12 protein-coding genes and 1 CRISPR repeat array are annotated in these 16,662 nt (G+C 63.1%); all 12 genes read right to left on the bottom strand.

What is annotated here, in order from left to right:
- The 12 genes from cas7e to C1725_RS04665 all read right to left on the bottom strand — a co-directional run bounded on the left by cas7e (position 1) and on the right by C1725_RS04665 (position 16,635).
- Positions 1–1,113 (bottom strand): type I-E CRISPR-associated protein Cas7/Cse4/CasC, encoded by a 1,113-nt coding sequence (gene cas7e, locus C1725_RS04720; protein WP_346026351.1) that lies wholly within the window; start codon positions 1,111–1,113, stop codon positions 1–3.
- Positions 1,103–1,675 carry a type I-E CRISPR-associated protein Cse2/CasB gene (gene casB, locus C1725_RS04715; RefSeq protein ID WP_346026868.1) on the bottom strand — a complete coding sequence of 191 codons (573 nt, stop codon included), beginning with the start codon at positions 1,673–1,675 and terminating at the stop codon, positions 1,103–1,105. Before casB ends, cas7e begins: the two co-directional genes overlap by 11 nt.
- Positions 1,611–3,251: a type I-E CRISPR-associated protein Cse1/CasA gene (gene casA, locus C1725_RS04710; RefSeq protein WP_102410517.1), complete on the bottom strand. Its 1,641-nt coding sequence runs from the start codon at positions 3,249–3,251 to the stop codon at positions 1,611–1,613. Before casA ends, casB begins: the two co-directional genes overlap by 65 nt.
- A 94-nt stretch (positions 3,252–3,345) precedes the next feature.
- Positions 3,346–3,741: direct repeats of the CRISPR family, unit length 29 nt; unit sequence CGGTTCACCCCCACGTGCGTGGGGCAGAC.
- Between the two features lie 202 nt (positions 3,742–3,943).
- A complete protein-coding gene (gene cas3, locus C1725_RS04705; protein ID WP_346026350.1) occupies positions 3,944–6,403 on the bottom strand; it encodes a CRISPR-associated helicase Cas3' in 2,460 nt (819 codons plus the stop codon).
- 318 nt (positions 6,404–6,721) lie between these two features.
- On the bottom strand, positions 6,722–8,425 hold the full coding sequence (locus C1725_RS04700; protein WP_102410515.1) for a histidine kinase: 1,704 nt from the start codon (positions 8,423–8,425) through the stop codon (positions 6,722–6,724).
- Entirely contained in the window at positions 8,422–9,237 is an 816-nt protein-coding gene (locus C1725_RS04695; RefSeq protein ID WP_346026867.1) for a helix-turn-helix domain-containing protein, read from the bottom strand. The genes C1725_RS04700 and C1725_RS04695 overlap by 4 nt, the downstream gene beginning before the upstream one ends.
- A gap of 58 nt (positions 9,238–9,295) precedes the next feature.
- Positions 9,296–10,903: a glycoside hydrolase family protein gene (locus tag C1725_RS04690; RefSeq protein ID WP_102410513.1), complete on the bottom strand. Its 1,608-nt coding sequence runs from the start codon at positions 10,901–10,903 to the stop codon at positions 9,296–9,298.
- Positions 10,904–10,962: 59 nt separating this feature from the next.
- Positions 10,963–12,459, bottom strand: a complete 1,497-nt coding sequence (locus C1725_RS04685) for an extracellular solute-binding protein (protein WP_102410512.1) — start codon at positions 12,457–12,459, stop codon at positions 10,963–10,965.
- A 145-nt stretch (positions 12,460–12,604) separates the two neighbouring features.
- Entirely contained in the window at positions 12,605–13,507 is a 903-nt protein-coding gene (locus C1725_RS04680) for a carbohydrate ABC transporter permease (RefSeq protein WP_346026349.1), read from the bottom strand.
- Positions 13,508–13,519: 12 nt separating this feature from the next.
- A complete protein-coding gene (locus C1725_RS04675; protein ID WP_102410510.1) occupies positions 13,520–14,455 on the bottom strand; it encodes an ABC transporter permease subunit in 936 nt (311 codons plus the stop codon).
- 199 nt (positions 14,456–14,654) lie between these two features.
- Complete coding sequence (locus C1725_RS04670) at positions 14,655–15,743, bottom strand: Gfo/Idh/MocA family oxidoreductase (RefSeq protein ID WP_102410509.1); 1,089 nt, start codon at positions 15,741–15,743, stop codon at positions 14,655–14,657.
- A 16-nt stretch (positions 15,744–15,759) separates the two neighbouring features.
- A complete protein-coding gene (locus C1725_RS04665; protein ID WP_346026348.1) occupies positions 15,760–16,635 on the bottom strand; it encodes a sugar phosphate isomerase/epimerase family protein in 876 nt (291 codons plus the stop codon).
- Between the last annotated feature and the right edge of the window lie 27 nt (positions 16,636–16,662).

The raw sequence follows: 16,662 nt of genomic DNA, 5'->3' as shown, positions 1-16,662 counted from the left end.
TCACGCCTCCGCCATCCAGGTCTGCACCCGCTCCAGCAGCTGCGGCAGCGTCTCCATCTTCACCGCCTCATCCGGGCTGGCGTCGCAGATCGGGCAGAACCAAAGCCGCTCGTCCGCCCGAACCCCGTAATTGTGCGCCACCTTGTCCACGTGCTTTGCGAGCGCCTCCACGCTCTTGGCCGCATAGCCGTCTCTGCTGAAGATCGGCTTTTCAAAGGCCGCGGCATAGCTCACGGGCACCTTCTCCGTCTTCCTCTCCACCGCGACGAGGGCGGGCAGGGTGTGCCCGGCGAACGTATTCTGCTTGCCGGAGGGGTTGGTGAAGGCCATCGCGCGCACGAGCTCGGACACGACCTGCGGCAGCGCCGAAAGCACCTCGGGCGAGCCCTGGGCGTTTTTCAGGAGCTGATCCGTATCGAGCGCGGCGTATAGGTAATAGCAGCAGGCGTCGTAGTCGCAGTCGCCCATCATGGCGGAGCCCGCATCGTCCCCATTCGCCGCGTCCTTCAGGTCGTCTACGGCGGTGAAGAAGTCCGTCTCCAGGTTGACGGCGTGCGTGGAGATGGCGTGCGCCACCTGTATGGACGCCTCCACGTTCCGGAAGGCGTCGTCCGTCACCATGCGGCCGAAGAGCGCCATGTCCAGCGAGATGGGGCGCGCGGCGGCCTTCAGCTTCTCCTGCCACGTCTTGACGCCGATCTTCTTCACGTCGCTCACGCTCTTGCAATCGTCCAGCGTTTCCTTGACCGTCTGGGCGATCGCTTCAACGTCCTCCTCGGAATAGAAGATGATCTGCGACGTCAGGCCGTCGCGGGACTCTTGCCCTTTCTTGTTGCCAAAGCCGGTCAGTTTGTGCTTCACGGCTTCGAGGTAGGCGGGATTGACCCCCATTTTGCTCAGCTTTTCACAGACCTGCTCCGGCATCCTGCGCGTGCGGATGCCCCGATATGTTTGGAAAAACGCGCTGTTCTCACGCCACGCGTGCTTGAGGCACTGGCTCGAAATGCGTCCGCGCTGCACGCCGCCGTAATAGCAGGTCTTCGGAGCGCCGCTCACGTCCCGGTTGAGGTTCGTCGGGGGGAAGCTCTTCATCATGTGTATCTCAATCAGCATCGTTTGTATCCTCCTCATCACTCGGCTGTTCGCCGGGTTCTTGCGCCTGATTCGATTCCGTTCCGCTCAGGTAATACGCGCGCATCCAGGCCTTTTGCACCCGGCCGTCAGGTGCGTCCCAGTTGCGCAGGTCGTACAGCAGATCCGCAAAATGCACGAGATAGCCCTCGACCGTCAGGTACCGCAGCGCGCCCGCCAGCTTCTCCGCAAAGTACGCCGGGGATTCGCGAAGCGGCGTGTCGGCCAGCTGCTTGAGCCTGTGCTCCAGGTCCGCCGTGCCCTTCTTTTGATCGAGCAGGTACAGGCACCGGGCAAACGCCTGCGCCTTCGGCCCATCCGGCGACTGTTCGTCGTCCGCCGCAGCTTCCTGCCGCTCCCGCAGGCGCTCCATCGCGCAAAAGCCGCAGGCGCAGAGAAACCACGGTTCCTCCGACTCCCACCGGGGCAGCGGCGCGGCCAGCGCGCGGCAGAACGCCGCGTACGCAGAGGACGGCGCGCTATCGGTCGTCTTGCCGAGCGCGCGCTTGAGCGCTGTGCGTTCGCCCTTCGTCAGCCTCTGCACGCGGCCTAGAAACGCCGTGATCCGCTCCTTTGTCTCCTGCTTTTTCTTCTGTCTTATCTCCATCCGGCTTCACCTCCTGAAGCAATCCCTGATCTTTTCGATACTTATACGTCATCGAGCGCAGCGCGCCGCATGCACGCGCCTGCCATTCCAGGCGTTCGGCCGTCGGGGAAAAGCGATCCATAAAGCTGTCGAGGATACAGACCGCGCGCTTTGCCATATTGAAAACCGCATCCCTCCGAACGGCGAGCGCATCCTCCGCCTTTTCAAGCTTCCCGGGCAGCTCCTCCAGCGCAAAGCGGCGGCTTTCCTCCAGAAACAACGCGCCCACCTCCTGCGAAAAGCAGGCGTAGCGTCCCTTCACCTGCCTGGCCTGCGCCTTCTTCTCTCGAAGCTGCCCAGTCGTCTTCCGCAAGACGTTCATGAGCATGCGGGCGATCTCCTCCATGTCCTTCAGGCAGCTATTGTAAGCCTGGGCCAGGTGTTCGTCCGCCAGCAGGCTCGCCCGCAGGGGCAGTTCTTCGCGCCACCAGGCGATCGGTGCACGCGTCGCGATTTTCTTCTGGGTGACAAGCGCGTAAGCGCGCAGCGGCACGACGGCCGGTGCCTCCTTCGGGCGCTTATCTTTAAGGTTGCCGCGCAGCGCGAGGCGGTTTTGGGGGGCCGTCATCGCGCCGACATCGCGCCAGACCGCCCGGCTCTCCTGGGCTTTGAGACTTTGAAGTTCGTCGTCCTTCTGAACATAGAGGGCATGCGGGTCCTGATAGACCACCTGCGCGTAATCATACCCCTTGTCAAACGCCATTTGGCGGACCACGATGTGCCCATCCTCCATCTGCGGCAGCAGGCGCACGCGGCGCGGCTGCGACGTGAGCCCGGACAGATAGGAAACGCCGGGCGGCGGGCCACCCGCGGACACGGGCATGGGGTCTCGCCAGGAGACAGGCGGCTGCGCATACAGGGATTCGTCCGGATACGCCCGGGCGTGAACCATGCTCAAGGCCAGCGTCTCAAAGAGAGTTTTTCCCGCGTACAGGAAGTAGACGGGCGGCAAGCCCACAGCAGAATAATGCGTAGAACGCCCGAGCATGATCGCGTAAGGCGCGAGCGTCGCCAGCCCCGCTAGGCATTCCATCGGCGAAAACGCCCTTTGTATCCTGTCTAAATGCGTCATAAAAACGTGGTTATTGCCCGTCGGGATTTGGAGGAAGAGCCTGCCCGCCTCGACGACAGGCTTCGTCAGTCCGGGCGTCTGCAAAAAGGGCCTGCTTTCGTCGAAGAGGTCGAACGTGACCCCCTCCTCGTGGCACGTTTTCTCATATTTGTCCACGTCTTCCGGCCTAAAACATTCCTGCGCTACTAAATCGCCGATATCCCGTGCGCTGTGGGGTCTGTAAAAATCACTGATGAAGGCGATGAGCAGCCGGTGCAGCGCGTATTCCTCCACCGGCGTATCCCCGCGGATGGTGCGCAGCTGGTGTGCCTGCCGCAACACGTCCGCGATGCCCAGAATATTCGTCTCCCCGCTTAGGTGTTCCACCCGTATGCAGGGTTCATACAGCACGTTAAAGTGCAATAGCGTTTCCTCCTTTGTATGTCTTCTCTGCCTGCGCTGGAGCCCACGTGAGTGAGGTAAACGCGTCCTACGCGGGCGCGTACCCCGCCGATACCGGTTCACCCCCACGCGCGTGGGGCAGACTCGTGACCGGCCTTGACTTTCTCGCCCTCATGCGGTTCACCCCCACGTGCATGGGGCAGACGACTTCAATCAAGCTCAAAATTATGGTACGTGCGGTTCACCCCCACGTGCGTGGGGCAGACGTGCAGCGCGCCGCGCGCTCGGCCTGGATGCGCGGTTCACCCCCACGTGCGTGGGGCAGACTTTGCCGCAGCAACCTGTGATTGAGTCGATGCCGGTTCACCCCCACGTGCGTGGGGCAGACGTTCCGGCGCGTTTGTCTACGCCTACAAGGCCCGGTTCACCCCCACGTGCGTGGGGCAGACGCCCAAACGCACGGCCTGCGCCCGACGGACATCCGGTTCACCCCCACGTGCGTGGGGCAGACACTTCTTTTACACTACATTCGCATTGCGTTCCCATTTCTTTTCCAATTCCAGCCGTTCCCTTAAGACGCTTGGGTGGTACAAACGTCCGGCAGGCAAGCCGTATAGCCCATAAGCCATTTACAGATTATAACACCCCGCCGCGTTTATGTCAAACATGAATAATTTTCTTTCTTTATTTATGTGATTTTTTATTCCTTTCGCTCATTTCTCCGCATACACGATGCCCATCTTCCCGTCGCTCCATAGCCGCCTGCCGTCCGCCAGCACGGTTCCCCCATCCGCCTGCGTGGGCAGGAACGTCACGCCAAAGAGGACGCCTTTTCCGCTGGCCGCATCCACCGGCGCACGGCAGCCGTAGGGCAATGGGAATGTGCGCTTGAGCCATTGCTGCGCCTGCTCGCGGCTGACCGCTCCGGGCGCACTTTCCCCCGGCGATAGCAGTACCGCGCGACCGCCCGACGCACCGTCGCGCGTCGCGACCCTGGCCGCTACCGCGTCGTCGCTGTCGGAATACGTGGCCATTTCGTCCATCTCGCACATGAAGAAATCGTCTTCGTAGGGATCGGGATACGCGGCGACCATCGCATTGCGCGAGCGGAGCAGATCCTGCATGAGCTTGCGCTGCCCCGCATCGCAGGCCGCGATCTGCACCGCATCGTACACCGCCTCCACCAGCGGCGCGATGTCCTCCGGCAGACGCAGCGTCTCGCGCCCATCCAGCGTCCGCAGCGTGCGCTCAATCAGCACTTTCTCGTAGACCTGCACGCCCGCGACGCGCTCTCCTGAAAGCGACGGCGGCGTCATCACGACCACGCGCGGCGCGGAAAGATGCGCAGGACGCGGCGTTCCCTCGTGCCGGTGCATGCGTCCCACGCGCTGAAGCAGCAGGTCGACGGGGCAAACCGCCGTGAGCAGCAGATCCAGGTCGATGTCGATGCTCTGCTCCACCACCTGCGTCGCCACCAGAATCGCCCGCTGCGGGCGCTCGCCGCCCCGGCCGAACAGGCGGATGCAGCGCCGCTCGATCTCCAGCCGCCTGGAAAGCTCGAAGCGCGCGTGAAAGAGCAGCGTTTCGCACCCGGCGACCTTCCGCAGCGCCGCATAGACGCGCTGGGCGTCGTCCACCGTGTTGACGATGACGCCGACGCAGCCTCCCCGCTCCGCCTCCTTGCAGGCGCGCTTGGCGATGGCGGCGGGGTCGCCCAGAATGGCCGCCTGCTCCACCTGCACGCGCCTTCGCATGTACGTCCCCTCTACGGGCGTCAGCGCCACGCGTCCGTCGGTGAAGACCTGCGTCACGCGCGGATAATGCGCGTCGGCCTCGAGGTTCGCATTGGGCGCGTAGGCGCAAAGCAGCTTTTTTCGCAGCGCGGAGGGCAGCGTCGCCGAAAGCAGCACCACCGGTATGCCGAGCACAGCGCACCAGGCGAGCAGCCTGCAGAGGATCTCCTGCATGTAGGCGTCGTAGGCGTGCACCTCGTCGAGCACGAGCACCTTGGAGGACAGGCCCAGCAGCCGCAGCACGCCCGCGCGCACGGGCATCACGCCCAGCATCGCCTGATCGACGGTGCCCACGCCGTACTGGGCGAGCAGCGCACGGCGCGACGGATGCAGCCACGCGCGAGCCTCCGATACCTCGCCCATTTCCGCCCGGACGGCCCACGCCTGCCCGTGCACGAGCATCGGATCCCCGGCGCCGCATGCGTGCAGCATGTCCTTCAACCGCAGGTACATGCTGTTGCTCGTCGCAGCCGTGGGCATTCCCATGTACACGCCGGCCTTATGAAAGGCGCGCATCAGGTGCGCAGCCAGGTACAGCGCAGCCTCTGTCTTCCCCTCGCCCATGGGGCCTTCGATCAGCACGAGCCCCGGCGCATCTCCGCCCCAGCCCTCCGCGAGCCGTGCGCACGCGCGCTGCAGCGGCCGCAGCATGTCCTCCCGCAGGAACGGAAAGAGGTCGCCGTAGCCGCCGCAGGGCAGCGCGTCCTGCGCGTTCAGGCCCGCCGCCTCCGCCGCGCGAAAGGCCGCGGAGCGTGCGCGCGCGGCGTACTCGGAAATCGGCAGCGCCTCGTCGATCTGCGAAAACGCCTCCATGCCGGAGGCCAGCCAGTCCGCCAGCACCGTAACGCCCCACACCAGGGCACCGGCAGCGCTCCAGTTCCCGCATTGCCGCACCGCCCCAAAATCCGGCGAAAAGACGGCCCGCAGCGCCGCAAACAGCTCCGCCTGCGCGGCCTGATACGCGGGCAGCGCGCGCGCATCCATCCTCGTATTGCCGACCGTGCCATGCTGGTGGTGCAGCCGCAGGGCTTTGGAAAACATCCGCAGGGCGGCCTCCCCCCGCTTCCAGGCGTGATCGCCCAAAATCGCGGGGTCGGTCATGAGACGCAGCAGCATCTCCTCGGTGCCGATCTCGTGGCGGTAGCTCATGCCGCCCTCCTGAAAAGCGGGGTGACACTTGCCCAGGTCGTGCAGCGCCGCAAAAAAGGAGACGGCGTTCAGGGCGGCGTACCCGCCGAAGAGCGAAGCGAGCTGCTCACCCACGCCGCCGCGAAAGGCCGCATCCAGCAGCGCACGCGCCATCATCCCTGCGTCCACGCAGTGGTGCAGCAGCGACTTTGTCACCCGGCCTGCCTCGTCCTTTTTCGCCCAGCATTCCACAGGCGTTTCCTCCTTCGCATACAGGTTTTCCTTGATTATAGCACAGAAAAAAGCCCGCGGGGCAATCGCTTCATCGATTGCCCCGCGGGCCCAGCTCATCAACAATGTACCGTCTTGCAAAAAGGGATGCATGAAGGGGCAGCTTCCCTTCGTGGGGAATCGTATCGACCGGCTTTGCCCGCCGCACGTCAATGCGCAGCATTTGCGGAGGAAAACATCCCCGTTACATTCGTGCAAAATGAACCTTCATTTTGCACGAGGCTGTCGACAAAGTCGATGTCCAGAGGCAGCCCGGTAAAAATTCCGGGCCCGATCGTTTTACGGGTCCCCTCCCGCCTGCCGCGGAAGGCTCAGCGTCACCCGTGCGCCGCCCTGCGGCCGGTTCTCCAAAAGAATGCGGTAACGGCTGCCGTAGAGGATGCGCAGCCGGTCGTCCACGCTGCCCAGGCCGTACCCCTGTGTCTTATGGTGGATGGCGCTTTGCGGGTCCTCCTGCACAAAGCCGGGGCCGTCGTCCTCCACCTGCCAGAGGATCGCGTCCCCCTCGAGCCGGCAGGAGAGACGAAGCGCGCCTTCCTTGCTCTTCTTTTTGTCCACGCCGTGCTCGATGGCGTTCTCGACGAGGGGCTGCACGATGAAATGCGGAATCAGGCACTCCTCCGCCTCCGGGCTGAGCGATGCCTCGATGCTGAGGCGATGGTTGTGAAACATCTGCTGGATGGCGAGGTATGCCTCGACGTTCATCCATTCCTCCCGCACGCGGATAAACGTCTGTCCGTGGTTGAGCATGGTGCGGTAGAACTGGCAGAGCATGAGCGCGATTTCAGAGATCTCCGCGTTGTCGATGCGGATGGCGTGCCAGTTGATGAGCGATAGGCTGTTGTAGAGGAAGTGCGGCTTGATCTGCGCCTGAAGCGCGGTCAGCTCCGCCTCGCGCAGCGCCAGCTTGCTCTCGTACATCTTCCTCGTCAGGCGGCGGCTTTCCTCCAGCATTGCGGCCACCGAGTTGGAGAGCTCGCCGATCTCGTCGCGCGCATCCGTGCGCAGCTCCAGGGCGGAGTCCGCGCAGGCCGCCCGCTTTACCTTCGCGTTCAGGCTCTCCATGCGGTGAATCAGCGTCCTGGAAAAGATGACGCCCGCACCGGCGAGCAGCACCGTCAGCGCCAGGAGCGCGGCCATCAGGACGACCAGCAGCGCGCTTCCGAAGCTGAGCTGGCTGCTGGGCACGAAGTAGCAAAGCCGCCAGCCCGCGGGCGCGAGGGAACGGGAAAAGACGGCAGTACGTTCGCCCTGCATGTCGATCTCCGTTCCCCGCATGTCCGGCTCCAGCGGGCCGCCGAAGCCGCCCTGTCCGTAGACGACCCGCCCTGCGGCGTCGCGCACCTGCAGCGCATGGTCGACGGCGCTCAGCTCCGTGTCCGCAAACATCGCCTCCAGGTCGAAACGAAACTGAATGACGTTGATCAGCCTGGGGTTGAAGACGCAGACCTGCCAGACGCTCGCGTTCATCAGCCCGTCCTGCACATGCCATACGGTGCCCTTGCGAGCCATGAGCGCCTGAAACCACGGCTCCTCCTCGACCCTTTCGACCGGCGTCACGAGCGCTCCATAGGCCGAAAGGGGGCCGTTCGTGTAAAGCCGCCAGCCGACCAGGTTGGGGTTGAGCTTGCTGCCGATCGTGAAGGCCGGGGCGATGCTGTCCGTATATTCCTCCACGAACGCGTAAAAACTCTCGTACTCGCGCTGCAGGGAGGAGATCATCCGCTTGTCGAGCGCGAAGGAGTAGAGCGCCTGCTCCGCCTGCTCGATGCGGCTGTCGATCTTGTCCGCCTGCTCGTCCACCTGAATGTTGACGTTCTGAATCGCCTGCTCCAGATAACGCGCGCGCGTCACCTCGTAGGCCGCGCCGCCGAAAATCGCCACCGGGATCAGCAGCACGATCAGGTAGGTGAGGATCAGCTTTCTGCGAAAGGAGAGGTTGACGAAAAAACGTGCGCGCGGTTCCCTGCTTGCTGCTTTCATCCCTGCTTCCCTCTTTCACGAAACGCGCCCGGCGTCGTGTTGAGCTCCCGCTTGAAGACCATGCCGAAATAGGAGGCGCTCTGAAATCCGGTCATGTGGGCGATCTCCTCGATCTTGAAATCCGTCTGCAGCAGCAGGTCCTTTGCCCGCTCCAGACGATAGAACGTCACGAACTGCATCAGGCTGACGCCCGTCTCCTTCTTAAACGAACGGCACAGGTGCCCGGCGGAAAGGTGAAGGGACTGCGCGATGTCGTCCACGCAAAGGTCCTGCGCGAAGCGCTCCTCCACGATCGCCCGCACGCCGTCCACCAGGCCGTCGCCGCCCCTTCCCGCCTTTCCCCGCAGACGGGAAGAGGCGATCAGCTCCATCAGCACGTCGCGGCTCTGCGGCTCGCTGATGACTTTCTTTTCCCACAGCTTCGCCACGCTGCTGATGAGCGCCTGCTCGCGCTCGCACTGCGCTGCGACGTCGGTAAGGGTCTTTACGAATTCCTCCACCCGCACGGGCCGCAGGAGGTAGCAGCTCGCCCGCAGCGAGACGGCCTTTTGCGCGTACTCGAACTCGCCGTAGGCCGAGCAGAAGATGATGTACAGCTCCGGATACAGCATGCGCGCGTTGGTGGCGAGCTGAATGCCGTCCATGCGCGGCATCTTGATGTCCGTAAAGAGGATGTCGATATGCGTGCGCCCGAGGATGCGCAGCGCTTCCTCCCCATCGCACGCCTCATAAAGCTGAAGGGGCATTTCGTACTTCTGAACGAGGAAGCGGATACCGCTGCGCTCCATGTCCGCGTCGTCCACGATCAGCATGCTCAGCACGGCCTCCGCCTCCCTCGCCTTTTCCGCTTTCGCCCCGCAGGGCGCTTCCTTACAGATCCCTGCCCCCGCTGAACCCCGGGCCGCCCGCGCCCATGTAGCCCAGGCTGTTTCCGCGCTCCGTCGGGCTCAACCAGAAGGCGTAAAGCGCCCCCCTGCTCATCGTAAAGCGCAACCTGAACGGCTTTCCGCCGAGCGCGCCGACGTGCTCCGCACCTGCCCAGGTGATCCGCTGGCGGCAGGAATCTGCGTGCACGGCGCGGCAGTTTTCGCGCGTAAAGGGTTCGACCACGCGCCCCGCCTCGTCCAGCACCTCGACCGCGAGCTCGCCCTGCGGGCAGTCCGCGTTGACAAACAGGTAGGGATGGGGCGTAACCAGCGCGCGGGTCGTCAGCGAGCAGGGCGTCTCCCCCGCCTCCATCGAGACGAAGCCGTCGCGGCGCATCGTCCCCAGGCCGACGCTTCCGCCTGCGTACATGTCCATGCCCAGCACGGGCGACACGCCCGACCAGGCGGAAAAGTGGAAGTACAGCCTGTCCCCCACGACCGTAAGCAGGCCGGAATGCGTGTGCAGGTACCCATAGTCCCACCGGCCCGTGACGCGAGAGGAGGTGAGAAACGGCAGGTTGTCGCTCCGGTCGAAGTGAAAGCCGTCGCGGCTGAAGCCGAACTTGACGTCCATGATCTTCGGACGCCTCGTCTGGCGGCAGACGCCGTTGGGCGGCCCCAGGAAGATGTGGTACGCGCCCAGCATGAGGCTCTCGTACGCCACCGCGTCCAGGTTGTAGAGCTGCGGTGGGTGCCCCAGCGCCGGGTCAGCCTCGTCCTGCAGGCTGCACCGATCCCAAAAGACCGGCTCCTCCTCGTCCCAATGCGCGCTGTAAAAATCTTCGTTCTCGTAATAATAGCGCGCCCGCACTCTCGGGTCAACCGGCGTATTCTTTCTGATGCTGAAGCAATACTTCTTACGGAAGGGATTGTAGAAGAAGTCCGTATTGTCCCCGCAGGGACCGGTTTCTCCCATTTCACGCCAGTCAATCCCGTTTTCGGAGGCGTAAAGCACCGGATGTTCGCCCGTCTGCGTACGCGACTTCATGGCGTAATAGAAGCGATCCTTTTCCTGATATTCCCGGTAAAAGACAAACATCTTAAATCGCTTGGTGCGATCGGTTTCGTCGTGATCGAGCCACACGCTCGCGCCATCCCGCTGCCAGCCGGGCCTTGCGGGAATCACGCGCCCGTCGCTTCCGGGCCTGAGCTCCGACAGGCGCGTCCAGTGAATGCCGTCCTCGCTCTGCGCGTAGGCGGTGCCGTCGAAGAAGCCCGCGTGATACCACATCTTGAAGAGGCGATCCTCCGGGTCGTAGACGATGCCGTCATTAAACGGGCAGGCCATGGGCGCGAAGCCGCCGTTCATCTCCAGCTCCGTCTGCGGAAAGAAGACGGGGCCATCCTGAACGTACTCCGCCCGGTGATATTCCCGGCGCATGTCGGTCTGCTCGATCAAAAAGTCGTCCACAAAGAGCTGCCGTCCGATGTCGATGCAGATGTGCCTGGGCGGCGCTTTCAAATACGGGACGGGCTGGGGCGTCACCATAGAGCTCTGCGCATAGCGCGGGGGCCACGCCTCCGGCAGCTCGATGCCGTTATAAAGCCGCATGAGTTTTCCCTCCTGAGATGGCGAGGACGCCGGAAGCCCGCTTCCGGCGCCGCGCCGTTTTACTTGCTGCTCCGCAGCTTCTCGTATTCCGCGTTCACCTGTTCCGTCATTTCCCTGCCGCCGGTGGCGTTCCACTTTTCGACGTATTCGTCCCAAACCGCCTTGGGGTCGATGTCCTTTTCGATGATCAGCTTGGTAAACACGCTGTTCGTCAGGTCGTTCTTGAGGGCCGTTCCCTTCTTGATCTCAATCTCGGTTGAATAGGGCATGGGGTTGCGCACGATATAAGGGTTGTACGTCTCGATGGCCTCCATGGCCAGCGGGTCGGTGTTGCGCAGGTAATAGCCCGGGCGGCACATCCAGGCGTACAGCCCGGCGCCCGACTTCTTGTAATCCTCCGTCGACATCTCGCGCATGACGACCTGGCCGTCCACCTCGTCCCAATGCTCGCCCTTGATGCCGAAGGCCGCCAGCTCGCTGCCCTCCTGCGTGGCCAGATAGTTCAGCAGCTGCACGCACTTTTCGGGGTGCTCGCTATCCGCGAAGATGATCTGATTGATAAACTGCAGGGAAGCCACGCCGGGGTATACGGGCGCTTTCACGCCCTCTGCGGCGATGGGCGGCAGCACCGCGATCTTCGCCTCCGGCACGCTCTGGGTAAACTCGCGCCAGAAGTCGCTGGTCGCGACCGTCATCTGCGTCGGCTGCCACCAATGCATGCCGTACTTGTTCTGGGACATGCCCGCGATCATCTCGGAACGCTGCATGAGCGGGTACTCAGGCTCGATGTAGCCCGCCTGATACAGCGCGCGCACGCGCAGAATGGCCTCAAACGCCTCCGGCATGACGCCCCACCAGACAAGGGAGCCGTCCTCGCGCACGTTCCATTGGCCGCGCGCCACGCCGTACGCGCCCAGCCAGAGCTTGTCCGTCTCGTAGCCGCCCGCCATGCCGACGCCGTAGGTGTCGTCCTTGCCGTTGCCGTCCGGGTCCGATACCGTAAACTGCCGGATGACCTCTTCGAGCTCATCCAGGGTCGTCGGCATTTGAAGCCCCAGGTTGTCCAGCCAGTCCTGGCGGATGAGGAACGTCTCGTCCGCCATCTCCGCGTAGCGCGCCGGTATGGCGTAAATCTTGCCGTCCTCCGCGTAGCGCCACCACGTTTCCTCCGGGCGCACCTTGAGGATTTCCTGCCCGTATTGCTCGATCAGGTCGTCCAGCGCGAGGATGCTGCCGCTGTAGGCGAAGTCGTCGAAGTCTCCCGGCGGGTTGGACCACCAGACCTCCATCATGTCCGGGTAATCGCCGGAAGCCAGGATCACCTGGCACTGCTGCCCATAATCGCTCGGCGCGCGCCAGTCGACCTCGATGTTGCATTCGATCGCCTGCTCCAGCAGGGGCAAAATGGGGTTGTCCGGATCGCCCTCGCCCAGCTTGCGGGCGATGATGTGCAGGGTCGGCCAATCGGGATTCGTCTCTGCCAGCGCGGCGGGCACGCACAGGGCAAGGCCCGCCAGCAGCGTCAGCGTCAGAACCGCTGCCAAATACTTTTTCATCTCGTTCTCTCCTTTTTGTCGCCGGGGAATGATTCGTCTGCGCGTCGCAGGCCGGCCTTCCGGCCGCCCTGCCTTCCGGCCGCTTCGGACCGGGGCGGTTACACCGAGATCCTTGACGCCTCCTTTCCGCTGGATTCAAAACCTGTCAGCTCTTGATCGCGCCGACCATCACGCCTTTGCTGAAGTACTTTTGCAGGAAGGGATAGACCGCCGCGATCGGCACGACGGACACGACCAGCAGCGCCATCTTCACGGTCTCCAGCGTGCGCGCGCTGGTCGTAGACTCGGAAGCGACCATCGCCCCGCCGCTGAGCTCCGGATTCTGGGCGAAGATGATGTTGCGGATGACGAGCTGGATCGTCCATCGCTCCGGCTTGCTGATGTAGATCAGCGCGTCGAAATAGGCGTTCCAGTAGCGCGCCGCGTAAAAGAGGGCGATGGAGGCCAGCATAGGCAGGCACAGCGGCACGATGATTTGCAGCAGGATGCGCGCCTGCGAGGCCCCGTCCAGCTGCGCGGACTCCGACAGGCTGTCCGGTATCTCCCGGATCGCCCCCCGCATGATGAACAGGAAGAAGGGGTTCACGAGCTGCGGTATGATGAGGGACCAGAGGGAGTTGATGAGCCCCGTGTCCTTGACGACGAGATAAGTCGGGATCATGCCGCCGCCGAACAGCAGCGTAAAGTACACCAGAAAGGAGACCGCGTGCATGCCGGGGATGCGCTTGCACATGGGATAGGCCATCAGCAGGGTTACGGCGAGCGAGAGCACGGTGCCCACGCCCGCGACGAAGATGCTGTTGAGCGCGCCGGTGTACATCGACTTGTCCGCGAATACGTATTGATAGTTTTCCAGCGTGAACCCGGCGGGCAGCACCAGGAATTTGACGTCGAGCACCTCGCGGTAGGTGCTCAGCGAGTACATGAGCACGTACCAGAACGGATAAAAGGTGACGAAGCCCGTCAGGAACAGCAGCGCATAGTTGAGCAGGGTCATGGGATGCGCGCGCCTGCGGGCGCGCCCGGGGGCGAGTATCGCCTTCTGCATGTTCATCCCTCCTTAAATGACGCCCTGGTCGAACCGTTCGGCGATCTTGTTGGTCGAAACCACCAGCACCAGCCCGATCAGCGACTTGAACAGCCCCGCCGCGGTGGACATGCCGTAATTGCCCTGCTGAAACGCTACCTTGTACACGTAGGTGTCGATGATCTCGCTGACCTCGTACACCATGTCGTTTTGAAGGATCAGCACCTGCTCAAAGCCCGCGTTCAGAATATGGCCGACGCGCAGGATCAGCATGGTCATGATGACGGGGACGATGCCCGGCAGGGTGATATAGCGCAGCTCCTGCGCCTTATTCGCCCCGTCGATACGGGCCGCCTCGTACAGCTCTTCGTTGATGCCGGCAAGCGCCGCGGTATAGATGATGGCGCTCCAGCCCGTCTCCTTCCAGATTTCGGTAAAGACCAGAAAGCCACGGAAGCTCTTGGGGTTCATCATGACGTTAAACGATTCGCCGGTGAGCGCCTGCGCAAGCATCGGCACTACGCCCGTCTTGGGCGCGAAGAAGACGAGGGCAATCGACCCCAGCACTACCCAGGAGATGAAATAAGGCAGGCACACGACCGTCTGCACCGTCTTCTGAAAGCGCCTGCGGCGCACCTCGTTGAGCATGAGCGAGAGCAGGATGGGCGCAGGGAAACAGAGGACCAGCTTATACAGGCTGATGAGGACGGTGTTCATCATCACCATGTCGAAGACGGGCGACGTAAAAAAGTCCATGAAGTTTTCCAGCCCCACCCACTTGCTGCCCCAGATGCCGCGGCCGATGGAAAACTTCTTGAAAGCGATGACGATGCCGTACATGGGGATATAGCGGTAGACCAGAAAGAAGATCAGGCCCGGCAAAAGCATGAAGTACAGCGCCTTATGTTTTCGCATTTCCCTTCCCACGCGCGCCGCCCTTTTGGGCCTGCGCACACCGCTTCCGTTCATATGAACCCCTCCATTTCGCGCCGCTTGTGTGTTTTTCTATTTACATTTTAGCAAAAGCACTCCGTAATTCAATCTTTCATTTGTGACATTCCTATCAATTTTCTGACAGATTGAAGCCGTCGTTTTCCGCGGACGCAAAAAAGCCCGCAGGGCAATCGCTTCATCGATTGCCCCGCGGGCCCCTTTCGTTCACGCGTCCTTAAAACCGCACTTCGCGCTTTTCCTCAAACGACCGGTAGATCGCCTCCAGGATGCGCGTGACGGCGAGCGCCTGCTCCGGGCGCACCAGCGGTTCCGTATCGTTCAGGATGCTTTGCAGCCACTGCCTGGCTTCCAGATAGCCCGGCTCCTTCGACTCGCCGCTGTAGTAGGAGACGAGCCCCTTGGGCGCGATCTCCTCGTCCATGAGCTGGCCGTACTTGGCGGTGTTGAACTTCACCGTGCGCTGCGCGCCGTCCACCAGCAGCTCCGCGCCGCCCTGCGTGCCGCAGAGCGTGCAGGCCGCCTCCTTGAAATCCGTGGTGTTGAGCGCCCAGGAGGACTCCAGGAAGATCGTCGCGCCGTCCTTCATCTTGATGTAGCCGAACGCGGAGTCCTCCACGTCGAACGTCTCCGGGTCCCAATCGCCGAACTTGTTGCCCTCCGGGTTCTTGCCCAGCTCGTAGTAGACGCTGCCGCTGACGGATTCGGGCTCGTAATTGTCCATGCACCAGAGCGTCAGATCCAGCGCGTGCGTGCCGATGTCGATGAGGCACCCGCCGCCCTGCAGCTCCTTGTTGGTGAACACGCCCCAGGTCGGCACCGCCTTGCGCCGCGTGGCGTGCGCCTTGGCGAAGTACACATGGCCCAGCGCGCCCTGGCGGCAGGCCTTGTACAGCGTCTGCGCGTCCTCGCGGAAGCGGTTCTGATAGCCGATGGTGAACTTCTTCCCCGCGCGGCGCGCGGCGTCGATCATGCGCTGCGCGTCCGCGGCGGTCGGGGCCATGGGCTTCTCGCACATCACGTGCTTGCCCGCTTCAAAGGCGTCGATCGTGATCTGGCAGTGCGCGACGTTCGGGGTCAGCACGTGCACCACGTCGATCTTCGGGTCCGCGAGCAGCCCGCGATAGTCCGTGTACGTCTTCGCGTCCGGCGCGCCGTACTTCTCGGCGGCCTCCTGCGCGCGCTGCGGGATCAGGTCGCAGAAGGCGACGATCTCGCACAGCTCCGGCAGCTTGGAAAGGGAAGGCAGGTGCTTGGCGTTCGCGATGCCGCCGCAGCCGATGACGCCGATCTTAAGCTTTTCCATCGTGTTCTTCCTCCGCTTACGCCCACTCGAGGCCCTTGTACTTCTTAAAGGCGTTCATGCTGATGGTGATGCTCTCCTCCTCGGTGAGCGCGGTGCGGTCCTGTTCGAGGATGACGCACTCCACGCCCGCCTCGTTCGCCGCGTCGAGGATGCCTTGGATGTCCATGCAGCCCGTGCCGACCTCCGCGAAGCCGTCCGGCTCGCTCACGCCGCGAAGGACGCTGCGGTCGAGGTTCGCGTGCGGATCGACGGCGTAGGTGTACAGGTTCGCGGGCGAGCGGAAGTTCTTGGGGAAGTCCTTCTGGTGGATGAAGAGGATGCGGCCCGCGTTCTCCCGCAGCACCTCCTTGGGGTCCATGCCCGCGCGCATCGCCCAGTAGGTGTCCAGCTCGAACCACACGAGGCTCGGATCGGTGTTTTCCATCAGGAGCTGGTAGACCGTGCGGTCCCCGAACTTCTGGAATTCGTGGTAGTGGTTGTGGTAGTAGAACTTCATGCCGTGCGCGCGGCAGCGCTCGCCGACGTGGTTGAAGTGCGCGCACTGGGCCTTCAGGGCCTCCATGTCCATGTAGGGGAAGTAGCTGGAGCCCAGGCCCGCCGCCTTGCAGCCGATCTCCTCCATGTAGGAGAGGTAACCCTCGAGGTACTGCTCGTCCTGCGTCTGCTCGTAGGTGAGGTGGCTGCCGACGACCGTGACGCCCAGGGACGCGACGAACGCCTTGGCCTCCTGCGGGGGCATCTGCAGGCCGTAGTTGTAGGCGATGTCCGTGCGGCCGTAGAGCTGGCAGACCTCCCAGCACTTATAGCCGATCTGCGCGACCTTTTCAAACGCCGCGACGGGGTCCCTGGCGATCATGTCCTTGACGGAATAGAGCTGAATGCCGACCTTCATGAGACTCATCCTTTCCTTATGGCGGAG

Origin of the sequence: Beduinella massiliensis (genome assembly GCF_900199405.1) — a bacterium.
GTDB classification, from domain to species: Bacteria; Bacillota; Clostridia; order Christensenellales; family Aristaeellaceae; genus Beduinella; species Beduinella massiliensis.
Note: the sequence above shows the minus strand (reverse complement) of the source record. Positions and strands in the feature narration are given on the sequence as shown.

What these genes read in the sequence shown, in the direction of transcription:
- C1725_RS04680 (WP_346026349.1), bottom strand. Translation starts at nt 13,507, where the DNA reads ATGCAGAAGGCGATACTCGCCCCCGGGCGCGCCCGCAGGCGCGCGCAT.
- C1725_RS04695 (WP_346026867.1), bottom strand. Translation starts at nt 9,237, where the DNA reads ATGCTGATCGTGGACGACGCGGACATGGAGCGCAGCGGTATCCGCTTC.
- C1725_RS04670 (WP_102410509.1), bottom strand. Translation starts at nt 15,743, where the DNA reads ATGGAAAAGCTTAAGATCGGCGTCATCGGCTGCGGCGGCATCGCGAAC.
- C1725_RS04685 (WP_102410512.1), bottom strand. Translation starts at nt 12,459, where the DNA reads ATGAAAAAGTATTTGGCAGCGGTTCTGACGCTGACGCTGCTGGCGGGC.
- C1725_RS04700 (WP_102410515.1), bottom strand. Translation starts at nt 8,425, where the DNA reads ATGAAAGCAGCAAGCAGGGAACCGCGCGCACGTTTTTTCGTCAACCTC.
- C1725_RS04690 (WP_102410513.1), bottom strand. Translation starts at nt 10,903, where the DNA reads ATGCGGCTTTATAACGGCATCGAGCTGCCGGAGGCGTGGCCCCCGCGC.
- C1725_RS04665 (WP_346026348.1), bottom strand. Translation starts at nt 16,635, where the DNA reads ATGAAGGTCGGCATTCAGCTCTATTCCGTCAAGGACATGATCGCCAGG.
- C1725_RS04675 (WP_102410510.1), bottom strand. Translation starts at nt 14,455, where the DNA reads ATGAACGGAAGCGGTGTGCGCAGGCCCAAAAGGGCGGCGCGCGTGGGA.
- cas7e (WP_346026351.1), bottom strand. Translation starts at nt 1,113, where the DNA reads ATGCTGATTGAGATACACATGATGAAGAGCTTCCCCCCGACGAACCTC.